Genomic DNA, 22,156 nt, shown 5'->3' with positions numbered 1-22,156 from the left:
CCCTAAAAAACAGACAAGCCGGGATTGCACCCGGCCAGGAGCAAAGATGACCTCTATCGTAATCAGTGGCTCAGGCCTCTATACCCCTCCCTTTGCCGTCAGCAATGAAGCGCTGGTGGCGGCCTTCAACCAGTACGTGGATCTCTACAACGAGGAGAACGCCTCCGCCATCGATGCAGGGCAGCTGCCTGCCAAGCAGCACTCCAGCTGCGAGTTCATCGAGAAGGCCTCCGGCATCAAGAGCCGCTATCTGGTGAGCAGCGAGGGGGTGCTGGATCCCGACATCATGCAACCGCTCATGGCGGAGCGCCCGGACGATCAGCCCTCCATCATGGTGGAGATGGCGGTGGCGGCCGCCGAGCAGGCGCTGATCGCCGCCGGTCGTGAACCGGGGGAGATCGATCTTGTCATCGTCGCCGCCTCCAACATGCCGCGCCCCTACCCGGCGCTGGCCATCGAATTGCAGCACTATCTCGGCGCCAGCGGCCTGGCGTTCGACATGAACGTGGCCTGCTCTTCCGCCACCTTCGGGATCAAGACCGCCGCAGACATGCTGGCGGCAGGCACCGCCCGGCTGGCGCTGGTGGTCAATCCGGAGATCTGCTCGGGTCACCTCAACTTCCGCGATCGGGACAGTCACTTCATCTTCGGGGATGCCTGTACCGCCGTGCTGCTGGAGCGGGAGGCCGATTGCCAGGTGGCCAACCCCTGGCAACTGGTGGCCAGCAAGCTGGTGACCCAGTACTCCAACAACATCCGCAACAACTTCGGCTTCCTGAACCGGCTCAGCCCGCGCACCCGCTACGGCGACGACAAGCTGTTCCGCCAGCAGGGGCGCAAGGTGTTCAAGGAGGTGCTGCCCCTGGTGTGCGATCAGATAGCCTCCCAGCTGGCGGAGCAGGGATGGGCGGCCGATGGCTTGAGCCGGCTCTGGCTTCATCAGGCCAACCTCACCATGAACCAGTTCATCGGTCGCAAGTTGCTGGGCCATGACGCCAGCCAGCAGGAGGCGCCTGTCATCCTCGACCGCTACGGCAACACCAGCTCGGCGGGTTCCATCATCGCCTTCCACCTCTTCAACCAGGATCTGCCAAGCGGGGCTCGCGGGGTGCTCTGCTCCTTTGGGGCCGGTTACTCCATCGGCAGCCTGCTGCTGCAGCGGCGCTGAGCACCCTGTTTTGCCCATAAAAAAGCCACCCGGGAGGGTGGCTTTTTTCATGCTACCAGAGAGGCTTTTTTCAAGCGGGTTCGATGGCCAGTACCTGACATTGTGGTTCTTTTATCTGAAACCGCACGTTCACATCGAACAATCTGACACCGTACACCTTGTCATCCGGCTTGCCCTTCTTGTAAGCAGGGCGGGGATCCTGGGCCAGCACCTCCCTCACCAGTTCGCGCAGCTCCGGGTGGGCCTTGAGCCAGGGGGCGAGCTGCTGCTCGGCCTGGGCGCTGAAGCTCACCGCCAGCGGCGGGGTGGGGGCATCGGGAGCGAAACCGCCACGGGCGTGGGGCAGGCTGTCGGCATAGGGGACATAGGGCTTGATGTCGACGACGGGGGTGCCGTCGAGCAAGTCCACGGCGCCCAGCTCGAGCCAGAGCTTGCCGCGCTCACGTCCCACCCCGTGCAGTTCGACCACGGAGAGGCCAAGGGGGTTGGGGCGGAAGGTGGAGCGGGTGGCAAAGACCCCGACCCGCTCGTTGCCGCCGAGGCGCGGCGGGCGCACCGTCGGGTGCCAGCCCTGATCCATGGTCTGGTGAAACACGAAGCTGATCCAGAGATGGGAAAATTGCTCGATGCCGCGCAGCACATCGGGCTGATCATAGGGAGGAAGCAGTTCGAGGCGGGCGCGAGCCGCGCTGACCAGACCGGGCTGGCGGGGTATGGCGAACTTCTCCTTGTAGGGAGAGCGGATGATCCCTAGGGTATCGATATCGAACTTCATGGCGGATCCTGGCTGAAAACCCGGGCAATGTAGCACAGGCACGCCGAAAACGCAGGGGGAGCACCAGGACGCGGCCCCTGTGATCCCGATCCCAGACCCGGTGCCAGGGGGCTGTGTCCTGGTGCCAACTTGCGTAGGGTGGGGCGGCAAAAGGGGTGGCGGGGGAGCGGACAAGGAATCTGCTGCCCGCACCATGACGATATGCCTGGCGGCATCAGGGCGTGTGCTCACCATGCCAGGCCATGGCCGTTTCGGCTGCCCGTGGAGGGGCTGCAAGGAGAGGGCGCCATAGAGGAGAGACAGGGATGAAATTGTTGATTATCGGCGGCACCGGCTTTCTGGGTCGCCACCTGACCACGCTGGCCCTGGATTGGGGGCACGAGGTGACGCTGTTCAATCGCGGCCACCGCCAGCACCCGGATTGGCGGGAGCTGACCCAGCTTCACGGGGACAGAGACGGGGACCTGGCCCCCTTGCGGGGCGAAGGGCGGCACTGGGATCTGGTCATCGACACCTGCTGCTATCGCCCCGAACAGGCCGAAGGGCTCTCTGACGCCCTGCTGGGGCGCTGCGATCGGCTCATCTTCATCTCCACCATCAGTGTCTATCACGATTTTTCCCAACCCGGCATGGATGAGTCGGCACCCCTGCACGAGATGGCAGGAACGCCCACCGACTACGGCCCCCTCAAGGTGCTGTGCGAGTCGGTGTATCGCGCCCGCTGGGGAGATCGCCTGTGCACCCTGCGCCCCGGCGTGCTCTGCGGCCCCTTTGACCCGACCGCTCGTCTTGCCTGGTGGGTGAGGCGGGTGCAGCGGGGCGGGCCCTGGCTCTTGCCGGGGCTGGGGGAGGACAGGCTGCAATACCTGGATGTACGCGACTGTGCCGAGTTCGTGCTGCGGGCTGCCGAGCAGCGACTCGCTGGGTGCTTCAACCTGATCAAGCCCGGCATCGCACTGAACGACTGGGTGGAGCGCCTCGCTGCCCGGCTGACGCCAGTGACCCCCTTGCAGCTCGAGTGGGCTCCCTGGCATGACCTGATGGCGGCAGGGGTGGCGCCCTGGCAAAGCTATCCCACGCTGCTGCCAAGCGAGCTGCCGGAGTATGCTGGGTATGGCACCATCAGCGCCGAGGCCGCCATCGTCCATGGGCTGAACTTTCGCCCCCTGGAGGAGACGGTTGACGATCTGGTGGTATGGCTTGCCAGCAACCCCCGGGGGCCGCTGCCGGGCATGACCCCTGATGAGGAACAGGCCTTGCGACGACGAGTGGAGGTTTCCTTGTCATCGAATGCGTACTAGCCGGCATCATAAAGAAGAGGGCACCCCGGGGTGCCCTCTTCTCATGTGGGGTGTTCATCCATGACGGGGCTCAGCGCAGCAATGCACCCGCGTCGGCCAGCAGGGTCCTCAGCACACTGCGATGGCAGCGGGACTCCTGTTCGCAGTAGCACCCCACCGAGAAATGGGTGGTGTGGGAGAGGGCGGCCAGCAGGGCCAGATCGTGCTTCGCGGCCGGGGTGGCCATCTCGGCCTTGTACTGCTTGCAGAAGGCGGTCCACCGGGCCGGGGTGTCGGCAGTCTGACCGAGTTTCATGGTCTCGGCGCTGGGGGCCAGATTGGGGAACCAGACGTCGTACCAATCCTGGCTGGCGAACGCCGCTTTGGGCACGCCGCGAGGGGGGCGACGCACGGTGCCGATGCGAAGTCCCTCATCCTCGAGGCGGGGGCTGCCGAGTCGCACGATGGCGATCGCCATGGCAGGACTTACTTCTCTTCGGCCACTTTCAGCGCCTGACCGTAGCAGATCACCTGCTTCAGGCAGCCGGGCACGTCGCTGAACTCGGCGCACTTGTCGAAGCTGACGCCGTTGCCCCCCATGTCCGCCACGCGGCGGCGGGCCAGGGTGCGGGCTTCACCGGCATTGGGCACCGCCTGGTTGGCATCGCTCTGGCAGGATTCCCCCTCGACGGTGCCGAGGTAGAGGTAGTTGAGGTCGGCGAGCTCGCTCTGCTCGTAGATCCGCACGCTCCCCGGCTTGAAGTACTCGTCGAAGTTTTCCTTGTCCAGATTGCTGTTGAAGGCGAAGTCGGCGCAACCGGAGGCAATCAGGGGCATCATCAGGATCAGGCGTTTCATATCGGCATCTTGTTGGGTGGCGAGTGGGCCATTATAGGGGGCAGTCGCCGATGGCGACCAGCCCCATTTTTAGCCATATCAATGGATTGTAGCGAGACGACCCCGGATCAGGCGGGGGCCAGTCGCCGGTGCAGGCTGCGGTAGTGATCATCTTCCAGCAGCTCCTGGTGGGGGGCACACAGACGGATGCGACCCTCTTCCATCAGGGCTACCCTGTCCATCCGTTCCAGCCCCAGCAGGCGGTGGGAGATGAGCAGCAGGGTGCGATCCGCCCCCAGGGTCAGCAGCAGATCCATGATCTCCCGTTCGGTCTGGGTATCGAGCCCTTCGGTGGGCTCGTCCAGCAGCCAGAGCGGTGCATCGTGGAGCAGGGCGCGGGCGATGCCGATGCGGCGGCGCTCCCCGCCGGAGAGCGGACGCCCGCCATCCCCGAGCCAGGCATCCAGTCCCTGTTCGGCCTGCTCACCCTCATCGCGCAGCAGAGTCCCGAGCCCCACCTGGGTGAGCACCTCGATGAGCCGTTCGTCGCTGGCTCCGGGGGCGGCCAGGGTGAGGTTGCCACGCAGGGTATCGGCAAACAGGTGGACCCGCTGGCTCACCACGGAGCAGGAGGCGCGCAGCGCCTCTTCGCTGTAATCGGTGAGGGGCTTGCCATCGAGCAGGATCTCCCCCGATAGGGCCGTCCATTCCCGGGTCAGCAACCCCATCAGGGTGGACTTGCCACAGCCGGTCTGCCCCAGCAGCGCCAGCTTCTCCCCGGCATGCAGTTGCAGGGTGCACCCTTGCAGCACGGGAACATCCTGGCCTGGATAGATGAAATGCAGGTCGTTTATCTGCACGGCACCCCGGGCAGCGGGGGCTTGCTGTGCGCCCCACTCCGGCGCCTTGGCCTCTTGCAGGATCTCGTTGAGACGGCGGGCGGAGGTGAGGCTGGTGGAGAGGTGCTGGAAGGCACCGGCCAGCGGCAGCAGCGCCTCGAAGCTCGCCAGGGTAGCGAACACCATGAGTGCCGTGATGGGGTCAGGGGCACTGCCACCGACGCCGTGACCGGCCAGCCAGAGCATCAGGGTCAGAGTCCAGCCGCTCAGCAACTGCACCGAGAAGGCGGCCAGGCCGCTGACGCGGGCCATGCGGGCCTGGGCCCGGATCAGGGCCTGCTCCGCCTGCTGCAATCCGGTGAGCGCCTCGGGAGCGGCGGCGAACATCTGCAGTTCGGCCTGGCCGTCCAGATAGTCCACCATGCGGGTACGCAGGTTGGACTTCTCGGCGATGAGCTGGCGGCCCGGCGCGCGCCCGGCAAAATAGAAGACCAGGGGCAAGGCCAGCATGCCAAAGAGCAGAATGGTTCCCAGCGTCAGCGCCAGGCGACCATCGAAGAAGGAGAGGAAGAAGACCAGCCCGGCGCAGCTCAGCAGCGCCGCCCCAATGGGGGTGATGAGGCGCAGATAGACGTGATCCATGGCGTCGATGTCGGCCACCAGACGGTTGAGCAGGTCAGCCTGGCGAAAACCGGCAAGGGAGCCGGGGGAGAGAGGGGAGAGCTTTTGCCAGAACCAGACCCGCAGCCGGGTCAGCACCCGGAAGGTGGCGTCGTGGCTCACGACCCGCTCCCCCCAGCGACTGGCGGTGCGCACGATGGAGAAGAAACGCACGCCCCCTGCAGGGGTCATGTAGTTGAAGGTGTCTCGGGTGGCGACCGCCAGCCCGGCGACGGCGGCGGCGGAGAGGAACCAGCCGGAGAGGGAGAGCAGGCCCATGCCGGCCACCAGGGTGACCAGGGCCAGCAGCAGGCCGATGGAGAGGCTGAGCCAGTGCTGGCGATAAAGGCGCAGGAACGGCAATAGATCAGTCATCGAGAGAGTCTCCGAAACCTTGGGATTGCGACAGGAGGCGGGCGAAGGGGCCCTGGGCCTCGCCGAGTGCGGCAAAACGTCCCTGCTCCACCAGCTTGCCGTGCGCCAGCACCAGGATGTTGTCCATCTGGCTGAGCTGATCGAGGCGGTGGGTGATCATCAGCAGGGTCTGACCTTGTGCGGCCTGTTCGAGGGCGCTCATGACGGCTCGCTCAGAATGGCGATCCAGGCTGGCAGTGGGTTCATCCAGCACCATCATCTGGGTCGTCTTGAGCAGGGTACGGGCAAGGGCGATGCGCTGGGCCTGGCCGACGGAGAGGCCGCCCGCCTGATCCCCGACCCGATAGTCCAGCCCTTTCTCATTGACGAACTCCCAAGCCTGGGCGCGCTTGAGCGCGAATTCCAGCTCGGTGTCGCTGGCGGATGGTCTGGCCAGCAGCAGGTTGTCCCGCAGGGAGCTGTGGAAGAGTTGGGGATTCTGGGAGAGCCAGCCTAGCTGCTGGCGCCACTGGCTGATGTCCAGGGTACGAAGCTCCACTCCGTTGACGCACAGGGAACCGCGATAGGGGGCAAAACCGAGCAGGGCGTTGACCAAGGAGCTCTTGCCCGCGCCGCTGATGCCGACCAGGGCGGTGCGCGTGCCGGCTTCCAGCGTGAAATCGAGGGGACCGACCAGCACCTTGCCCTCGGCGCTCAGCACTTCCAGGCTGCGGGCTTCTACCTTGACGGGGCCATCCGCATGGAAGGGGAGCGTCCCGGAGGCGGGTTCGCTCGCGTCGGCCTCGAGAAATTCCAGCAGTTGTTCGGCTGCGCCAATGGCCTGTGCCTTGGCGTGATAGTGGGCACCGAGTTCCCGCAGCGGCGCGTAGAACTCGGGGGCGAGGAAGAGCACGAACAGGCCGGTAAAGAGGGTGACCTTGACGCCATAGCTGCCAAAGTTGAGGTGATCGATGTAGGAGAAACCGAAGTAGACGGCCACCAGGGCCACCGCGATGGCGGCGAAGAACTCCAGCACGGCCGTGCTCAGAAAGGCGAGGCGCAGCACCTCCATGGTGCGCTCGCGAAAATCTTCCGATGCATCGCGGATGGCCTCCCCTTCCGCCCGGGTGCGCATGAAAAGCTGCAGGGTGCGCAGCCCCTTGAGGCGATCGAGGAAGTGGCCTGAGAGGCGCGCCAGCGACTGGAAGTTGCGGCGGTTGGCATCGGCGGCGCCCACCCCTACCAGGATCATGAAGAGGGGAATGAGGGGGGCCGTGCCGAGCAGAATGAGGCCCGCCGCCCAGTTGACCGGGAACACGGAGACCAGGATCACCAGGGGAATAAAGACGGCGATGGCCATCTGGGGCAGATAGCGGGAGAAGAAGTCCTGCATCTCTTCGATCTGCTCGAGCAGCAGGCTGGCCCAGCTACCGGCGGGACGACGCTGGATATAGGCAGGGCCGAGCCTGGCGAGGCGGGTGAGCACCAGCTCGCGGATGGCCTGGCGCACCGCACTGCCCGCCTTGAAACTCGCCACCTCGCGGCCATAGGCCAGGGCCGCCTTGGTCAGGGTCACCAGCAACAGACTGATGAAGAGGGGGGCGGAGTGCTCCGGCGTGGAGCCTTCGATGATGAAACCGTGCAGCAGGGTCGCCAGCAACCAGGCCTGCATCACCATCAGGACGCCCTGACCCAGCCCGAAGGCGATGGAGATGCCGATCCAGCGCCGACCATGGCCCGATTGTTTGCGCAACCAGCCATAGAGATGTTTCTGTCTGTTCTTGTCCATTACCACCCTCCTCAAACGAGTGGCGCAAGACTATCGTCGCCCCCACGGCTTGGCAACCTTGCAGAACCGGGCGGAGGAACATCATTGTGTGAAAAATCGGCTTCATGCTCATTAGTTGGCCGAACAGCTTGATTTATGGCAAAAAATGCGAGGTCGGTGATTGCGCTCGGCGGCAAAATGCATATAGTAGAGGCCACTGACGCGGGTGTAGTTCAATGGTAGAACGGTAGCTTCCCAAGCTGCATACGTGGGTTCGATTCCCATCACCCGCTCCACATTCCAGATAGCGGCACGCGCCGTTGTCCATATCAGCCAGATGGCTGTCTGTCGTGGGGATTCCCCATCACACCAAGTACGTTTTGATGCCTAGCGGGCATCGTATAATGGCTATTACCTCAGCCTTCCAAGCTGATGATGCGGGTTCGATTCCCGCTGCCCGCTCCAGTCTTCACACAAAAAGCCCACTCCTGCGAGTGGGCTTTTTGTTGTGCATTTTTTGAGGGGGCAAGTTGCCTGGGGCGAGCCTTGCAGACATGGAAAAGGCGCCACAGGGCGCCTTTTCAACTCGGGAGTGGGAGAATTACTCCTGCTCCAGCTCGCCGCAGAAGCGATAGCCTTCGCCATGGATGGTGGCGATGATCTCAGGGGTGTCGCCCACGCTCTCGAAGTGCTTGCGAATACGGCGGATGGTCACGTCCACGGTGCGGTCGTGGGGCTTGAGTTCGCGGCCCGTCATCTTCTTGAGCAGCTCGGCACGGGTCTGGATCTGGCCGGGGTTCTCGCAGAAATGCAGCATGGCGCGGAACTCGGAGCGGGGCAGCTTGAACATGTCGCCAGCCGGGCTGACCAGGGCGCGGCTGTTGATGTCCAAAGCCCAGCCATTGAACAGATAACGCTCCACCAGCTTCTTCTCTTCGCCACCGGCGGCCACGTTCATGGTGCGACTCAGCAGGTTGCGGGCACGGATGGTCAGTTCACGGGGATTGAACGGCTTGGTGATGTAGTCATCTGCGCCGATCTCCAGCCCCAGGATCTTGTCCACTTCGTTGTCGCGACCAGTCAGGAACATCAGGGCGATGTTGTCGTCTTCACGCAGCTCGCGCGCCAGCAGCAGGCCGTTCTTGCCCGGCAGGTTGATGTCCATGATCACCAGGTTGATGGTGTGGCTGGTCAGGGCCTGGTGCATCTCGTCACCGTTGTTGGCTTCCAGCACGATGTAGCCTTCGGCTTCGAAGATGCTCTTGAGGGTGTTGCGGGTGACCAGCTCGTCTTCGACGATCAGAATATGTGGTGTTTGCATGAGTATTCCCAGATTCTTATCAGTTAATTATCGAAATTTTAACACTCTTTGGCGTTATCCGACCGGTCCTGAAAATTTATTACGTCATCCTGGGTATGAATATCAGGTCGAATCATCGCGAATTTGGTAACTATGTCGGCAAGCATCCCTGTGCCGTACATGGGCTCTCAACAAGTCTGAACAAGAGAAGCCCGGAGAGGTAGTCCATTACAAAAGTTGCTGCATTTTATCAGTTAACAGGCGCATAACAACACTCTTTGCCGTCAGATAGCAACTTTTTAACTCAGCTTTGATATAAGTCAATCCCCGAGTTCGCTGCATCATACTTGGGCTGACCCGCTTTTTCGCCCTTAATAAATGTAATGGGATGTAACATGTGGTTGACATGACTTTGTGGGAAAACTACAGAAAAGTGTGCTTCATCGCCCCCTTTGCGCCTCCCAGCTGCCCAGCCTATGCCATTGTCACGGCCTGGAACCCGGCCAGCCGGTGGGTGGGGCTGCGCCGCAATGCCCGTCGCCAGCGAGCCCTTGTCCGGCAAGTGGGCGACTGTCCCGTCATGGGAGAGGTCTGGGGGAGCGATGAGGATGAGCGCTGGCAGGAGGCGTCGCTATTGTTGCCGCTTTCGCTGCCAGAGGCGATCCGGCTGGCCGCCCGATTTGGCCAGAATGCCCTCTATTGGGTGCGTGAAGGAGAGCTCTGGCTGGTGCCCGTGTTGCTGGAAGGGCCGCCCTGTCATCTGGGGGCGCTTGCGTCCCGCTGGCGGTTCAGGCCTTCGGGCTGACATGGCCCCCCGCCATCCGGACAGGGCACCCGGCCGGTGGATTGTCAGCGCCCCGACATGATGAAAGAATGAGCGGACACATTTCACTCCATGGAAGGATGATGATCATGCTGGACCTGCTGCCCGACCTTTGCGATGAACATGGCGATGCCCTTAGGGTCGCTGACCCCCTGTTTCAGGACTATGGCGGCAAGGCGCTGTTTTACGGCGAGGCCGTGACCCTCTCCTGCTTTGAAGACAACAGCCTGGTGCGTGAGCTGGTCAATCGTCCCGGCCATGGCAAGGTGATGGTGATCGACGGGGGCGGCTCCCTGCGTCGGGCGCTGCTCGGGGATCAGCTGGCCATCAAGGCGGTGGAGCAGGGGTGGGAGGGGATCCTCATCAATGGTGCCGTGCGGGATGTGGGGACGTTGGCGACCCTGGCGCTGGGGGTCAAGGCCCTGGCCCCCTGCCCGGTCAAGACAGAGAAACGGGGCCTGGGCACGCTGGACACCGTGGTCTCTTTTGCCGGTGTGACCATAGCGCCCGGCGACTATGTCTACGCCGACCTCAACGGTGTGCTGGTGAGCGGCGCCAGGCTCCTCTGAACCTCAGAAGTTGAAGCCCACTCCCAGAGTGAGAAAGTGTTCCGTGCTGAAGGCACTGAGTCCGTAGTTGGCGGTCAGCGCGAGCTGGGGCGTCAGCAGCAGGCTGCTGTTGAGCTCAACCAGGGTGCTGGCCTTGCTCACCCCCAGCTGCTTGAGCTGGCTGCCGATGTTGAGTGACGGGGAGAGGCGATAGCGCACCCCTGAGCTGATATTGAACCCGGCCTGCCCGCTTTGGGGGCCGATGGCGGGGCCGGCCTCCATGTAGAGGCTGATGTCATCCTGAAGCGGGTATTGGTAGCCGGTATTGATGAGCCAGAGGTCGAAGTTGTCGCCAAGATGGCTCTGGTTGCCGAGCAGTACGCCGGAATAGCTTTTGACGTAGAGCGGGTTGTCCGATTCGGTCTGGAGAAAACTCCAGTCGGCGGCCTGAGCCGAAAAGACGAGGCTGGATGCCATGGCGATGACGAGAGACTTGACCATTCGTTTCCCCTCCCTGGGTCCGAACAGGACTACAAGCATGGCACATGCCAGCGGGGAGTAAAGGGAACCCCGATCACAATAAAAGAGTTTTGATTGACGCCGCAGTCATGGTACACAGGCCCCTCACTCCGTGTCGTTACGACACGCGCCATCACGAGGTGAACTGATGAACCACAAACTGATCCTGCTGGCCGCTCTGGCCCTGGGAGGCTGCGCCATGACTACGGGTTCCACGCTGGCACAATTGCAGGCATCGACCTGGCAACTGCAAGGGGCGAGCGGTGATACCTTCACCCTGCAGGTCGCCGGTGACAAGGTGGCGGGCAAGGGCGGCTGCAACCGCTACTTTGGCGGCATCACAGAGCAGGGTGACGGCGTGTTGACGCTGGGCGCCATGGGTTCGACGCGCATGATGTGTGCGGGGGATCTGGCCGGCAAGGAAATGAACTACCTGCAGACCCTGGAGAAGGTGGCGAGTTTCCAGATCAGCGGCAAACAGCTGGTGCTAAAGGATGCCGACAAGGCCACCTTGCTGACCTTTGACGCCGTGAAATAAGCCGGGATCTCGTCAAAGGCTGTCGCAGGCGACCCCTGCGCCAGCGTGCAGGAGAATGTGAAAAGGGACGCCATGGCGTCCCTTTTTGTGCCTGATGCCGGGTCATCCCCCTCGCTGGAAGCGAAACCGCTTCTTGCGCCGGTAGGGATAGACATCCTCGAACATCCCCTCCTTGATGTTGCTCTGCAGCATCTTCCAGTAGTTGGCGTCGAAGAGCTCCTTGTGCAACTGCATCATGATCTCCCGTACCTGGGGTTTTTGCAGCAGGAAGGTGGCGAACTCCTCCGGGAAGATGTCGTTGGGTGCCACCGAATACCAGGGTTCGGCGCTCCACTCGTCCTCCGGGTAGCGCGGCGGCGGGATCTGGCGGAAGTTGCACTCCGTCATATAGCAGATCTCGTCGTAGTCATAGAAGACCACCCTGCCGTGGCGAGTCACCCCGAAGTTCTTGAACAGCATGTCGCCGGGGAAGATGTTGGCCGCCGCGAGCTGGCGGATGGCGTTGCCGTACTCCTCCAGGGCGAGGCGGGTCTGCTGTTCGTCCGCCTGATCCAGATAGAGGTTCAGGGGGATCATCTTGCGCTCGGTGTAGAGGTGTTTGATCACCAGCTTGTCGGCGGTGAGGGTAAGCGCAGAGGGCGCCAGCGCCTTGAGCTCGGCCAACAGCTCCGGCGAGATGCGATCGAGGGGAAACTCGAAGTTGGTGAACTCCTGGGTATCTGCCATGCGGCCCACTCTATCGTGCTGTTTTACCAGCCGGTATTTCTCCTTCACCTGCTCGTGGCTCACCTCCTTGGGCGGGGTGAACTCGTCTTTTATCACCTTGAACACCACATCGTAGGAGGGGAGGGTGAACACGCTCATCACCATCCCCTTGATGCCGGGCGCAATGACGAACTGCTCCCGGCTCTGGGCCAGGTGCTGCTGGTAGTGACGATAGAGCTCGGTCTTGCCGTGTTTCTGGCAGCCGATGGCGTTGTATATTTCATAGTCCGGTTTGCGGGGCATGATCTGGCGAAGGAAGGCCACAAAGAGCGCCGGTACCGGGGCATAAACCATGAAGTAGGCGCGGGCGAAGCCGAACACGATGGAGGCCAGCTCCGGCTCGAAGATGACGGTGTCCACATAGATGCTCTGACCGGTGCTGAGCAGGGGCAGGATGAAGGGATAGACTTCTCCCTTCACCCGGATGAGCCCCACCAGATAGGCTCCCTTGTTGCGATAGAACACTTCCCTGAGCAGCTCGATGGCGAAGGGCTCCTCGTGCAGGATGGCCGGGCCGCTCTCTGCCAGATGGCGGTGGATGTCCATGATGTCCCGCTGCTTGTCTTCGAAAGGGAGGGTGAAGCTGTAATCCCCGAGCAGCTGGCTCAGGGTCTGGGGCAGGTGGGAGAGATCGGTGCGATAGATACGCAGCAAGGATCCCAGGTCAGGCTTGTCGCCCCGGCTTACGAAGGGGTGGATATAAAGGTTCTCGTCGCGGATGTTGCGATGGCGGAAGATGCGGCGATAGACGGAATTGAAGAAGGACTCCGCCACCTCGAAGTTCTCGCAGCGGGGCAGGAGATCGCTGAAGGCGCCTTTCACCTGCTTGAGCAGGGCCTGGGTCGGCAGCTGCTCCCCCATCATCTGTTTGATCTGCGCCGTGGTGGCGCCGACATGGTGATCATAGAGGCGGATGCGCTCTCGACCGGCGAGCTGCACCCCCAGCCAGTCGCTGTTCTCGAAACGGCTCTTGCTGCCCTGGGTTATCTCGAGAAAGCGGCTGTAAAACGACTCAAAACGTTGCAGGATCGTCTCGGCGACCGCCTGCTCCAATGGCTGCTGCATCTCTCTCTTCCTTGTGAACTGTCGGGCCCATGGCGTCAGTGCCCGGAGGCGGCGGACTCGCGTCCAAGGCCACTATGGCAACATCCAAACATCTGTTCAAGTGGCAATATTTCGGGATAAACGGTAGATTGCGCCCCTGTTTTGCCGACGGTTCGCCGCAGTTCGCGGCGTCGGCCCCATCCTGGAGAGAACCCGATGAAACTCTATTTTGTGCTGGTGTCGCCCGCCCGTGCCGCCAACGTGGGGGCTGCTGCCCGCGCCATGAAGACCATGGGCTTCGATGCCATGCGACTGGTGGGGAGCCGGGTGCACGAAGAGGAGGAGGCGAGCTGGGTTGCCCACGGGGCGCAGGAGATCCTGACGGACGCGCAAGCCTTCGACACCCTGGAAGAGGCCTTGGCGGACATGGATCTGGTGGTCGCCACCACCGCCCGGCAGCGCGGCCGCTACCAGCACTACCTCACCCCGGCGGACATTCGCGACCAGATCCGGGCCAAGCCCTCCCTCGAGAAGGTGGCCATCGTGTTTGGCTGCGAGGAGTCCGGACTCTCCAACGAACAACTCGCCCAGGTGGATCTCATCAGCTACCTGCCTCTCAAGGTCTCATACCCGTCCCTGAACCTGGGTCAGGCGATCATGCTGTATGCCTATGAGTTGAGTCCGCTGCTCGATGACCAGAAAGTGAGCGACGAGCAGGACGTAGCAGAAAATTTCGAGAGTACCGGGCAGGTTCGCGTGCTGAAATCAAAAACAGCAGAATTGCTTGGTGAACTCGGAGTTTCGCAGGATGAAAAACTACATCAATGGGTGATGGACCGAGTGCCCATGCTGCCGCAGCGGGATCTCAATATGCTCCATCTGCTCTGCAAAGACCTTGCCCGCAAGTTTGGCAAGGAGGTTTAGGTTGACAGCCCCTCGCCGGGCGCGGTATTGCTAACAACCAGATTCGTTCAAGAGTGTTCGTCATGCAGCTATTCACCAACATCATCACCACCACCATTATTACCGGTACCACCACAGGTGGCACTGGGGCCGGTTGATGCGCTGACGAACAAGCACAGAAATCAGAAAAAGGCCCGTACCCACCCAGTACGGGCCTTTTTTGTTGGATTGTTTTTAGACCTATTAGCAGATCAATTTGCAGGGAATACAGGGAGATAGCGATGAGAGTGTTGAAATTTGGCGGGTCGTCACTGGCCGACGCAGAGCGTTTCTTGCGGGTTGCCGATATCGCGGTGAATACCCACGGCCAATCCCAGGTGGCCCTGGTGCTGTCGGCACCGGCCAAGGTGACTAATCACCTGGTCGCCCTGGTGGAACAGACCAGTCGCGGCATGGATGCAAGCAGTACCCTGTTCGAGATCAACGGCATCTTCTCCCGCCTGCTGGCCGGCTTGAAGGCCGCCTATCCCGCGCTGGATGACAAGGCGCTGCAGGCTCGTCTCACCGCCGAGCTGGATCAGGTCGAGCGGCTGATGCAGGGTATCCGTCTGCTGGGGCTGTGCCCGGACAACGTCCAGGCCCGCATCCTGAGCCGTGGCGAGAACCTCTCCATCGCCTTCATGCACGAGCTCTTGCGGGTGCGCGGCATCGAGCTGGATCTCATCGTGCCCGAGCAGTTGCTGGTCACCGATGGCGGCTACCTCGAAGCCCATGTGGACATCGAAGCCTCCCGGGTGCGCTTCGCCGCCAAGGGCCTGCGCTCTGATTGTCTCTACCTGATGCCGGGCTTCACCGGTGGCAGCGACAAGGACGAGACCGTGCTGCTGGGCCGCAACGGCTCCGACTATTCCGCAGCCGTCTTGGCCGCCTGCGTCGATGCCGAGTGCTGCGAGATCTGGACCGACGTGGAGGGCTGCTACAACTGCGACCCGCGCCTGGTACCGGATGCCTACCTGCTCAAAACCCTCTCCTATAAAGAGGCGATGGAGCTCTCCTACTTCGGTGCCAAGGTGCTGCACCCGAAGACCATCGCCCCCGTGGCCCAGTTCCACATTCCCTGCCTCATCAAGAACAGCTTCAACCCCCAGGGTCCGGGTACCCTCATCGGGGTCGATCAGGGGAATGACGATCTGAAGGTGAAGGCCATCTCGGATCTCTCCGGCATGTGCATGTTCAACGTCTCCGGTCCCGGCATGAAGGGCATGGTGGGCATGGCCGGTCGCATCTTCTCCGCCGTCTCCCGCGCCGGGGTCAGCATCGTGCTGATCACCCAGTCGTCCTCCGAGTACAGCGTCAGCTTCTGTATCCACAGCTACGACAGCGACAAGACCCGCAAGGTGCTGGAGCGCGAGTTCGAGCTGGAGTTCAAGAACCAGTTGCTGGACCCGCTCGAGATCATGACCGATCTGGCCATCATCTCCCTCATCGGTGACGGCATGCGCACCTCCAAGGGGATGGCGGCGCGCTTCTTCACCTCCCTGGCCCAGGCCTCCATCAACATCGTCGCCATCGCGCAAGGGTCGAGCGAGCGCTCCATCTCCGCGGTCGTGCGCTCCGGCAAGGTGGCGGAAGCCATCAAGGCGTGCCACCAGAACTTCTTTGGCAGCCAGCAGTTCATCGATCTCTTCGTGGTCGGGGTGGGTGGCGTCGGTGCGGCCTTGGTGGATCAGATTGCCCGCCAGCAGCCGGTACTGGCCGAGCAGGGCACCGGTCTGCGGGTGGTCGGCATCGCCAACAGCCGTCAGATGGCGGTCAACAAGGACGGTCTGGCCCTCGCCAACTGGCGTGAACAGCTGGTGGAGGCACAAGGCAGCTTCAGCCTGGAGGCGGTGAAGAAGCTGGTGGAAGAGAGCCACCTCATCAACCCGGTGATCGTCGACTGCACCTCGAGCGAAGCCGTGGCCGTCCAGTACGCCGACTTCCTCGGGGCCGGCTTCCACGTGGTCACTCCGAACAAGAAGGCCAACACCGGGTCGCTCGATTACTACAAGGCGCTGCGCCGCACCGCCCGCCAGACCCGCCGCAAGTTCCTGTACGAGACCAACGTGGGCGCGGGCCTGCCGGTCATCGAGAACCTGCAAAACCTCATCAAGGCCGGTGACAAGCTGCGCGCCTTCGACGGCATCCTGTCCGGGTCGCTCTCCTTCATCTTCGGCAAGCTGGACGAGGGAATGGCCTTCTCCGACGCCACCAAGATTGCCCGCGGCAACGGCTTCACCGAGCCGGATCCCCGTGACGATCTCAACGGCATGGACGTGGCTCGCAAGCTCCTGATCCTGGCCCGCGAGGCCGGCATGGCGCTGGAGCTCTCCGATGTGGAGGTGGAGCAGGCACTGCCGCCGGGCTTTGACGTGAGCGGCGACGTGGAAGCCTTCATGGCCCGCCTGCCCGAGGCCGACGGCTGGTTCCGCGACCAGTTCGCGGCGGCCCAGCGTGAAGGCAAGGTGCTGCGTTACGTCGGCTCCATCGAGGGTGGCAAGTGCAAGGTGGCCATCAAGGCGGTGGGTGGTGACGAGCCCCTGTTCAAGGTAAAAGACGGGGAGAACGCGCTCGCCTTCTTCTCCACCTATTACCAGCCCATCCCCCTGGTACTGCGCGGCTATGGCGCAGGGACCGAAGTGACCGCCGCCGGTGTCTTCGCCGACGTGCTGCGCACCCAGAACTGGAAGCAGGAGCTGTAACATGAGTTCAGAGATGAACCCGAATGTAGAAATCGGCCGCAGCGTGGTGGCCTATGCCCCGGCCTCCAGCGCCAACCTGAGCGTGGGCTTTGACGTCCTGGGGGCGGCGCTCGTCCCCGTGGATGGCTCCCTGCTGGGTGACCGCGTCCAGGTCAAATCGGCAGAGGTGCCTTTCGCTCTCTCTTCCGTGGGCCGTTACGCCCACAAGTTGCCGGACGACCCGAAAAAGAACATCCTCCACGACTGCTGGGTCGCCTATGGCGAGGCGCTGGAGAAGCGCGGCCTGGGTCTCAAGCCGCTGGAAATGGTGCTGGAGAAGAACCTGCCGGTGGGCTCGGGCCTGGGATCGAGTGCCTGCAGCGTCGTGGCGGCGCTGGAAGGGCTCAACGCCTTCCACGGTGCGCCCCTGAATGAACACGACCTGCTGCTGCTGATGGGGGAGATGGAAGGGAAGATCTCCGGCTCCGTCCATTACGACAACGTGGCGCCCTGTTATCTGGGCGGTATGCAGCTGGTGCTGGAGGAGGGGGGCGTCATCAGCCAGGGCATCCCGGTGTTTGACGAGTGGTACTGGGTGGTCTGCTACCCGGGCACCGTGGTCTCCACCGCCGCCGCCCGCGCCATCCTGCCGGCCCAGTATCGCCGCCAGGACTGCCTCACCTATGGCCGCCGGCTGGCCGCCTTCGTGCATGCCAGCTACAGCCGCCAGGAAGGGCTGGCCGCCAGCGTCCTGAAAGACGTCATCGCCGAGCCTTATCGCGCGGCCCTGATTGAAGGTTTCAACGAGGTGCGGGCCCAGGGGGCCCAGAACGGGGCGCTGGCCACCGGCATCTCGGGGTCCGGTCCCACCGTCTTCGTGGTGATGAAGGATCTGGCCCAGGCCGAACGCATGAAAGAGTGGATGGAAGCGCACTTCGTGCGCAATGAAGATGGATTTGCCCGGGTCTGCAAACTGGACATGGCCGGGGCACGGGTAACAGGAAGCGAGCTATGAATCTTTACAACATCAAGGACAAGAGTGAACAGGTGAGCTTCGCGCAGGCGGTGCGTCAGGGTCTGGGCCGCGAGCAGGGGCTCTTCTTCCCAGAGACCCTGGAGCCGCTGGCCGACGTGGATGCCCTGCTGGATCTGCCGCTGGCCGAGCGCTCGGCCCGCATCCTGAGCCACCTGCTGGGTGACGAAGTACCGGCTGCCAAGGTGAGCGAGCTTATCGACGCCGCTTTCACCTTCCCGGCGCCTCTGGTGAAGTTGAAAGACAACACCTATGCCCTCGAGCTGTTCCACGGCCCGACCCTGGCATTCAAGGATTTCGGCGGACGCTTTATGGCCCAGTGTTTGGCCGCCTTCAGGACCAACGACAAGATCACCATCCTCACCGCCACCTCAGGCGACACCGGCGCCGCCGTGGCCCACGCCTTCTACGGCCTGGAGGGGATCGAGGTGGTGATCCTCTACCCGAAGGGCAAGATAAGCCCCTTGCAGGAGGCGCTCTTCTGCACCTTAGGGGGCAACATTCGCACCCTCGCCATCGACGGCGACTTTGATGCCTGCCAGGCGCTGGTCAAGGATGCCTTCGACGATGAAGGGCTCAAGACCGCCATCGGCCTCAACTCCGCCAACTCCATCAACATCAGCCGCCTGCTGGCCCAGGTTTGCTACTACTTCGAGGCGGTGGCTCAGTTGCCGAAAGCCGATCGCGCCAAGGCGGTCATCAGCGTGCCGTCCGGCAACTTCGGCAACCTCACTGCGGGTCTCATCGCCAAGGCGCTGGGGCTGCCGGTGAAGCGCTTTATCGCCGCCACCAACGCCAACGACACCGTGCCGCGCTACCTGAAAACCGGCCAGTGGGAGCCGCACCAGACGGTCGCGACCCTGTCGAACGCCATGGACGTGAGCCGCCCCAACAACTGGCCGCGGGTGGAAGAGCTGTGCCGTCGCAAGGGCTGGGCGCTGGAAACCTTGGGCTCAGGGATGCGTGATGATGCCCAGACCCGGGATGCGCTCAAACGCCTGCATCAGCTGGATTACCTGTGCGAGCCCCACGGGGCGATTGCCTGGGATCTGCTGAACGAGCAGCTTGGGCAAGACGAGGTCGGTGTGTTCCTCTGCACCGCCCATCCGGCCAAGTTCAAAGAGTCGGTGGACGAGATCCTGAATCTGGATGTACCGCTGCCGGGCCCGCTCGCCAAGCACGCCGCGCTGCCGCTCCTGTCCCACGATCTGCCCGCTGACTTTGGCCGCCTCAAGGCCTTCCTGCTCGGTTAAGCCGTCATGAGACGCTGACGATCCCCCGCTTTTTCACGAGAGCGGGGGATTTTTTTATGTCCGGTATTGATGTCCGGTATAGGGCGGGGAACCCGCCCAGATCCCCCTGAAACAAGGAGCACGGCATGAGCCCGCATCCCCTTCGCACCCTGATCGAGACCTGTGACGCCGCCATCTCCCGGCGCGACTTCGACGCCCTGATGACCTTCTACGCCGAAGACGCCGCCCTGGTGGTCAAACCCGGCATGGTGGTGCGCGGCATTCCCGCCATCCGCCGCGCCTTCACTGCCATCTCCGATTACTTTGACGGCCAGCTTGAGGTGACCCAGGGGGCCATGGAGGTGATCGAGGGGGCCGACAACGCCCTGGTGATCATGGAGACCCGGCTGCGCTACCCGGGCGGCGAGGGGTGGATCGATGAAACCCGGCGCGCCACCTATGTGTTTCGCAAAGAGCCCGGCGGGCAGTGGCGCTGCACGGTGGACAACTCCTACGGCACCACGCTGCTGGGGGCGCAGCAGCCCGGCGATCGGCCTGCAACTGACTAGCGCAGTCACACTGGCTCGACGTAGCCAGTGTGCGTGTATAGCGTGCGTAATCAAGGCGCACTATCAAGGCCGTGCAGCCAGACCCGTTAGTCAGATTGAGTAGCCAGATTGAGTAGCAAGAGCCAAGCCATCCAGGCCGGGGAGCCCGAGCCGCACGCAGGGCACCGCTCTGCCTGGGAGGGGGCATCACAGCGCAGCCCACGGCGCAACTCCCCGTTTTGGTTGTGCCTCACAACCTGCTGGCAGTAAGTGCGCTGACAGTGATTGCTGCGACATTTTTACGAATCTGGTTTGCACTCTCGTTGTTATGTTCGCCCCTGGCAGCACAACCCTGTCTGTGGGTCATTTCCGGCCCCCCGTGGCCCGGGGGACCCGGCCTGCCGTGGCTGCTAATCAGGGGACTGCTTGACACCCTTCATGGACGAGCAGAACCGCAGATGCCTCGACGGCGCGGCTTATCGACAACAACAACACCACAGTGCAGGGAGCAAACCATCATGTGGCCGTACCGAAAAATAGTGACCCAGTCCCTCAAGACCCCCCTGATGATCGCCAGGATCATGTTTTACCTGGCCCTGTTATTGGTATTCCCACTGCCAATGATGATGTTATCGGACTCTCCGGCGGCAGAGATCGGGCGTTTCTCTTACATCCTGGTGACGTTTCCCATCGCCATGGGACTGATGCTGATATCAAGCCTGATGGCCATCCTCATTGCCATGGTGGAGTCGCGAAACCAGCAGCCACCCCAGGGGCGGTGGTAAGGGAGCCCTCGCTTTGCGAGCCATCCAATAAAAAACCATCCCGGGCGGGATGGTTTTTGGACTTCCAAATTGGGACACCCACCTTTTTGTTTGGCCCTGAACCCTCGACCTACCATCCGTCAAAAAAGTGAGTGTCCCAGATTTCCTAATGAGAGATATAGCCAGCCAGGTAACGGCTGGCTCAGAAAGGTGGGGGATTGTATCGAACTATCGGATTAGGTATCTACTGACTCAAAAGTCTGAATTTTTTTAATGGTATCTAAGCCATATTTATTTGTTAGATTTATGATGAAATCTGGTTCTATATGTTTTATAAAGCCAAGTTCGCCTTTTAATTTTAAAACGTCATTGTTAGATAAAAGCCCGCTTTTAAATGAATAAACGCAGGCTCTTATTTTCCTCTTTTTATTTCTTCCAACAGATATTCCTTTGTTATTTGTTATCGTAATACCTGTGACATGTCTATTATGAGCAGTGGAAGAATGAATGGTTTTATTGTTATTAACTCTCAAAGATGAACCGAAATTTTGTTTCAAGAAAGCCTTAACTTTCTTTTCTAGGGCGAACAATATGTCTTTTTTGTTCGTACTAAAAGTCATATCATCAGCGTATCTAGTGTACACGATATCATTATCATTACAGTATTCATGTAATTCTTTATCAAAAAAATACATGATAGCATTCGAAACAAAAGGGGAGCTCGGAGCCCCGACACTAAGCCGAAGTGGACTATTTCTCCTTAATTTCCAGAAAAACAAATTTGAAAGTAAAAAGACATCCTCTTTACTTAATGTTAAGTCATGTTTTTGTAAAATACCTAAAAATATAGATGGATTTATTGAACCAAAAAAATCTCTTAAATCCATTTTTAATAAAAAGCGATTATTCTTATGCTGGTAAGCATTTTCTTTAATGCCTTTCCCTTTGCAATAAGCCATGGCACACTTATGGATAGGTAGTAGTGGTTCTAACTTACTGACCGCATGGCGCTGTAATGATTTAACAACCTTAGCTGGATGTGCTATCAGTCTTAATTCGTTACTATTTCTCTTGGGGATGTAATACCTTTTGTATCTAAATGGTACGCTGCTGATATATGACTTGAGTTCACTTTCAGACATGAGGAGTTGCTCACATAGTCCTCTAAAGATATTAGTCATTGAGCCTCCCTTATTGCATTAATCCGTTTTAATGCGTTGTATCTTTTTTTGGATATTTCATCATCAAATCTCCCTTTAATTTCATCCCCTGGAAATATAGGAGCAAAAGACTTTCTGACTTGCATTTTTGCATTCGGAAAGTCAAATATTTTACCACTTTTACTTTTTCCGTATTTTATTTTAGAGAGCTTTTCATTCTTTACGTAATAGTAGGTCGAGCCACTATATTCATATGGTGCAATAAAGTTGGTTTTTTCTAGAAGATAAAGTAGTCTTGTCAATTTTCTTACGGGGCAGTCAATTATTAGACTGATTAACACCAACTCAATTTCAGAGAGTTTAATTGGTTCGCAAAGTTTTATAATGTCATGAATTAAAAATGCTAAGTGACCAGAGTTTACTTCAGAAAATGGTAAGTATTCACCGGAACAGTATTGACACAGGAAAAATGAGACGATCGTCTCTTGATCCCACTTTCCTGCTTGCTTGATCCTGCTCCTTAGATACGCTCCCCCCATGAGCAAAAACACCATGCATTCCGCGGGAATGCCCACCAC

General features: G+C 60.6%; 21 protein-coding genes, 2 tRNA genes and 1 other annotated feature. Of the genes, 13 read left to right on the top strand and 10 right to left on the bottom strand.

Features of this window, described 5'->3' with window-relative positions:
- Positions 1–46: 46 nt before the first annotated feature.
- Entirely contained in the window at positions 47–1,168 is a 1,122-nt protein-coding gene (locus J9889_RS08565; protein ID WP_039039348.1) for a beta-ketoacyl-ACP synthase III, read from the top strand.
- A gap of 70 nt (positions 1,169–1,238) precedes the next feature.
- On the opposite strand, the gene tsaA is transcribed toward J9889_RS08565, so the two are convergent.
- Positions 1,239–1,943, bottom strand: coding sequence for a tRNA (N6-threonylcarbamoyladenosine(37)-N6)-methyltransferase TrmO (tsaA, locus tag J9889_RS08560; RefSeq protein ID WP_041214760.1), 705 nt, complete (start codon positions 1,941–1,943; stop codon positions 1,239–1,241).
- 305 nt (positions 1,944–2,248) lie between these two features.
- Here tsaA and J9889_RS08555 point away from each other — a divergent pair, with 305 nt between their 5' ends.
- Positions 2,249–3,244: an NAD-dependent epimerase/dehydratase family protein gene (locus J9889_RS08555; RefSeq protein ID WP_210556389.1), complete on the top strand. Its 996-nt coding sequence runs from the start codon at positions 2,249–2,251 to the stop codon at positions 3,242–3,244.
- A gap of 70 nt (positions 3,245–3,314) precedes the next feature.
- Here J9889_RS08555 and J9889_RS08550 read toward each other — a convergent pair whose 3' ends face one another.
- The 4 genes from J9889_RS08550 to cydD form a co-directional block, all read right to left on the bottom strand.
- Positions 3,315–3,701 (bottom strand): DUF488 family protein, encoded by a 387-nt coding sequence (locus J9889_RS08550; RefSeq protein ID WP_210556387.1) that lies wholly within the window; start codon positions 3,699–3,701, stop codon positions 3,315–3,317.
- Between the two features lie 8 nt (positions 3,702–3,709).
- Positions 3,710–4,081 (bottom strand): Rcs stress response system protein RcsF, encoded by a 372-nt coding sequence (gene rcsF / locus J9889_RS08545; RefSeq protein WP_010673578.1) that lies wholly within the window; start codon positions 4,079–4,081, stop codon positions 3,710–3,712.
- 107 nt (positions 4,082–4,188) lie between these two features.
- Positions 4,189–5,934 carry a cysteine/glutathione ABC transporter ATP-binding protein/permease CydC gene (gene cydC, locus J9889_RS08540; RefSeq protein ID WP_210556385.1) on the bottom strand — a complete coding sequence of 582 codons (1,746 nt, stop codon included), beginning with the start codon at positions 5,932–5,934 and terminating at the stop codon, positions 4,189–4,191.
- On the bottom strand, positions 5,927–7,702 hold the full coding sequence (gene cydD / locus J9889_RS08535; protein WP_210556383.1) for a cysteine/glutathione ABC transporter permease/ATP-binding protein CydD: 1,776 nt from the start codon (positions 7,700–7,702) through the stop codon (positions 5,927–5,929). Before cydD ends, cydC begins: the two co-directional genes overlap by 8 nt.
- Positions 7,703–7,903: 201 nt before the next feature.
- On the opposite strand from cydD, the gene J9889_RS08530 reads away from it, so the two are divergent.
- Positions 7,904–7,977 (top strand) — tRNA-Gly (locus J9889_RS08530).
- 94 nt (positions 7,978–8,071) lie between these two features.
- Positions 8,072–8,146: transfer RNA gene (locus tag J9889_RS08525), tRNA-Gly, on the top strand.
- 136 nt (positions 8,147–8,282) lie between these two features.
- On the opposite strand, the gene arcA is transcribed toward J9889_RS08525, so the two are convergent.
- Positions 8,283–9,002 (bottom strand): two-component system response regulator ArcA, encoded by a 720-nt coding sequence (gene arcA / locus J9889_RS08520; RefSeq protein WP_010673581.1) that lies wholly within the window; start codon positions 9,000–9,002, stop codon positions 8,283–8,285.
- Between the two features lie 385 nt (positions 9,003–9,387).
- On the opposite strand from arcA, the gene J9889_RS08515 reads away from it, so the two are divergent.
- Together J9889_RS08515 and J9889_RS08510 are read left to right on the top strand one after the other, a co-directional pair.
- Positions 9,388–9,786: a DUF3293 domain-containing protein gene (locus tag J9889_RS08515; protein WP_129146727.1), complete on the top strand. Its 399-nt coding sequence runs from the start codon at positions 9,388–9,390 to the stop codon at positions 9,784–9,786.
- 107 nt (positions 9,787–9,893) lie between these two features.
- Positions 9,894–10,373: a putative 4-hydroxy-4-methyl-2-oxoglutarate aldolase gene (locus J9889_RS08510; protein ID WP_104455996.1), complete on the top strand. Its 480-nt coding sequence runs from the start codon at positions 9,894–9,896 to the stop codon at positions 10,371–10,373.
- Between the two features lie 3 nt (positions 10,374–10,376).
- On the opposite strand, the gene J9889_RS08505 is transcribed toward J9889_RS08510, so the two are convergent.
- Complete coding sequence (locus J9889_RS08505) at positions 10,377–10,853, bottom strand: hypothetical protein (RefSeq protein WP_104454508.1); 477 nt, start codon at positions 10,851–10,853, stop codon at positions 10,377–10,379.
- Between the two features lie 166 nt (positions 10,854–11,019).
- Here J9889_RS08505 and J9889_RS08500 point away from each other — a divergent pair, with 166 nt between their 5' ends.
- Positions 11,020–11,409, top strand: coding sequence for an META domain-containing protein (locus J9889_RS08500; protein WP_104454507.1), 390 nt, complete (start codon positions 11,020–11,022; stop codon positions 11,407–11,409).
- A 102-nt stretch (positions 11,410–11,511) separates the two neighbouring features.
- Here J9889_RS08500 and aceK read toward each other — a convergent pair whose 3' ends face one another.
- Positions 11,512–13,239: a bifunctional isocitrate dehydrogenase kinase/phosphatase gene (gene aceK / locus J9889_RS08495; protein ID WP_210556380.1), complete on the bottom strand. Its 1,728-nt coding sequence runs from the start codon at positions 13,237–13,239 to the stop codon at positions 11,512–11,514.
- A 195-nt stretch (positions 13,240–13,434) separates the two neighbouring features.
- Between aceK and J9889_RS08490 the strand changes: the two genes are divergently transcribed.
- The 6 genes from J9889_RS08490 (at position 13,435) to J9889_RS08465 (ending at position 20,439) form a co-directional block, all read left to right on the top strand.
- Entirely contained in the window at positions 13,435–14,142 is a 708-nt protein-coding gene (locus J9889_RS08490; RefSeq protein ID WP_041214767.1) for a tRNA/rRNA methyltransferase, read from the top strand.
- Between the two features lie 72 nt (positions 14,143–14,214).
- Positions 14,215–14,345 (top strand) — a sequence feature (Thr leader region).
- A 57-nt stretch (positions 14,346–14,402) separates the two neighbouring features.
- The gene (thrA, locus tag J9889_RS08485) at positions 14,403–16,862 is read left to right on the top strand and encodes a bifunctional aspartate kinase/homoserine dehydrogenase I (protein WP_210556379.1); all 2,460 of its coding nucleotides are present in this window, start codon (positions 14,403–14,405) and stop codon (positions 16,860–16,862) included.
- 1 nt (position 16,863) lies between these two features.
- Positions 16,864–17,856 carry a homoserine kinase gene (gene thrB, locus J9889_RS08480; RefSeq protein WP_210556377.1) on the top strand — a complete coding sequence of 331 codons (993 nt, stop codon included), beginning with the start codon at positions 16,864–16,866 and terminating at the stop codon, positions 17,854–17,856.
- A complete protein-coding gene (gene thrC, locus J9889_RS08475) occupies positions 17,853–19,127 on the top strand; it encodes a threonine synthase (RefSeq protein ID WP_201956494.1) in 1,275 nt (424 codons plus the stop codon). The genes thrB and thrC overlap by 4 nt, the downstream gene beginning before the upstream one ends.
- Positions 19,128–19,252: 125 nt before the next feature.
- Entirely contained in the window at positions 19,253–19,675 is a 423-nt protein-coding gene (locus J9889_RS08470) for a DUF4440 domain-containing protein (protein WP_010673591.1), read from the top strand.
- Between the two features lie 497 nt (positions 19,676–20,172).
- Entirely contained in the window at positions 20,173–20,439 is a 267-nt protein-coding gene (locus J9889_RS08465) for a hypothetical protein (RefSeq protein WP_201956497.1), read from the top strand.
- Positions 20,440–20,654: 215 nt separating this feature from the next.
- Here J9889_RS08465 and J9889_RS08460 read toward each other — a convergent pair whose 3' ends face one another.
- Together J9889_RS08460 and J9889_RS08455 are read right to left on the bottom strand one after the other, a co-directional pair.
- Positions 20,655–21,599, bottom strand: a complete 945-nt coding sequence (locus tag J9889_RS08460; RefSeq protein WP_210556375.1) for a retron St85 family RNA-directed DNA polymerase — start codon at positions 21,597–21,599, stop codon at positions 20,655–20,657.
- Positions 21,596–22,156: hypothetical protein (locus J9889_RS08455; RefSeq protein WP_210556373.1), on the bottom strand; the 561-nt coding region annotated here is incomplete at its 5' end. The genes J9889_RS08455 and J9889_RS08460, both read right to left, overlap by 4 nt.

It is taken from the genome of Aeromonas sp. PrichA-15 (assembly GCF_017939245.1).
In the GTDB taxonomy this organism is placed as follows: Bacteria; Pseudomonadota; Gammaproteobacteria; order Enterobacterales; family Aeromonadaceae; genus Aeromonas; species Aeromonas caviae.
The sequence above is the reverse complement of the archived record's forward strand: the minus strand, read 5'-3'. Positions and strand labels throughout refer to the sequence as shown.

Coding starts and splice junctions, on each gene's coding strand:
- J9889_RS08505 (WP_104454508.1), bottom strand. CDS start 10,853: ATGGTCAAGTCTCTCGTCATCGCCATGGCATCCAGCCTCGTCTTTTCG.
- thrC (WP_201956494.1), top strand. CDS start 17,853: ATGAATCTTTACAACATCAAGGACAAGAGTGAACAGGTGAGCTTCGCG.
- J9889_RS08555 (WP_210556389.1), top strand. CDS start 2,249: ATGAAATTGTTGATTATCGGCGGCACCGGCTTTCTGGGTCGCCACCTG.
- J9889_RS08565 (WP_039039348.1), top strand. CDS start 47: ATGACCTCTATCGTAATCAGTGGCTCAGGCCTCTATACCCCTCCCTTT.
- J9889_RS08490 (WP_041214767.1), top strand. CDS start 13,435: ATGAAACTCTATTTTGTGCTGGTGTCGCCCGCCCGTGCCGCCAACGTG.
- J9889_RS08515 (WP_129146727.1), top strand. CDS start 9,388: ATGACTTTGTGGGAAAACTACAGAAAAGTGTGCTTCATCGCCCCCTTT.
- J9889_RS08550 (WP_210556387.1), bottom strand. CDS start 3,701: ATGGCGATCGCCATCGTGCGACTCGGCAGCCCCCGCCTCGAGGATGAG.
- cydD (WP_210556383.1), bottom strand. CDS start 7,702: ATGGACAAGAACAGACAGAAACATCTCTATGGCTGGTTGCGCAAACAA.
- J9889_RS08510 (WP_104455996.1), top strand. CDS start 9,894: ATGCTGGACCTGCTGCCCGACCTTTGCGATGAACATGGCGATGCCCTT.
- thrA (WP_210556379.1), top strand. CDS start 14,403: ATGAGAGTGTTGAAATTTGGCGGGTCGTCACTGGCCGACGCAGAGCGT.
- J9889_RS08460 (WP_210556375.1), bottom strand. CDS start 21,599: ATGACTAATATCTTTAGAGGACTATGTGAGCAACTCCTCATGTCTGAA.
- rcsF (WP_010673578.1), bottom strand. CDS start 4,081: ATGAAACGCCTGATCCTGATGATGCCCCTGATTGCCTCCGGTTGCGCC.
- J9889_RS08470 (WP_010673591.1), top strand. CDS start 19,253: ATGAGCCCGCATCCCCTTCGCACCCTGATCGAGACCTGTGACGCCGCC.
- J9889_RS08465 (WP_201956497.1), top strand. CDS start 20,173: ATGTGGCCGTACCGAAAAATAGTGACCCAGTCCCTCAAGACCCCCCTG.
- cydC (WP_210556385.1), bottom strand. CDS start 5,934: ATGACTGATCTATTGCCGTTCCTGCGCCTTTATCGCCAGCACTGGCTC.
- aceK (WP_210556380.1), bottom strand. CDS start 13,239: ATGCAGCAGCCATTGGAGCAGGCGGTCGCCGAGACGATCCTGCAACGT.
- J9889_RS08500 (WP_104454507.1), top strand. CDS start 11,020: ATGAACCACAAACTGATCCTGCTGGCCGCTCTGGCCCTGGGAGGCTGC.
- arcA (WP_010673581.1), bottom strand. CDS start 9,002: ATGCAAACACCACATATTCTGATCGTCGAAGACGAGCTGGTCACCCGC.
- tsaA (WP_041214760.1), bottom strand. CDS start 1,943: ATGAAGTTCGATATCGATACCCTAGGGATCATCCGCTCTCCCTACAAG.
- thrB (WP_210556377.1), top strand. CDS start 16,864: ATGAGTTCAGAGATGAACCCGAATGTAGAAATCGGCCGCAGCGTGGTG.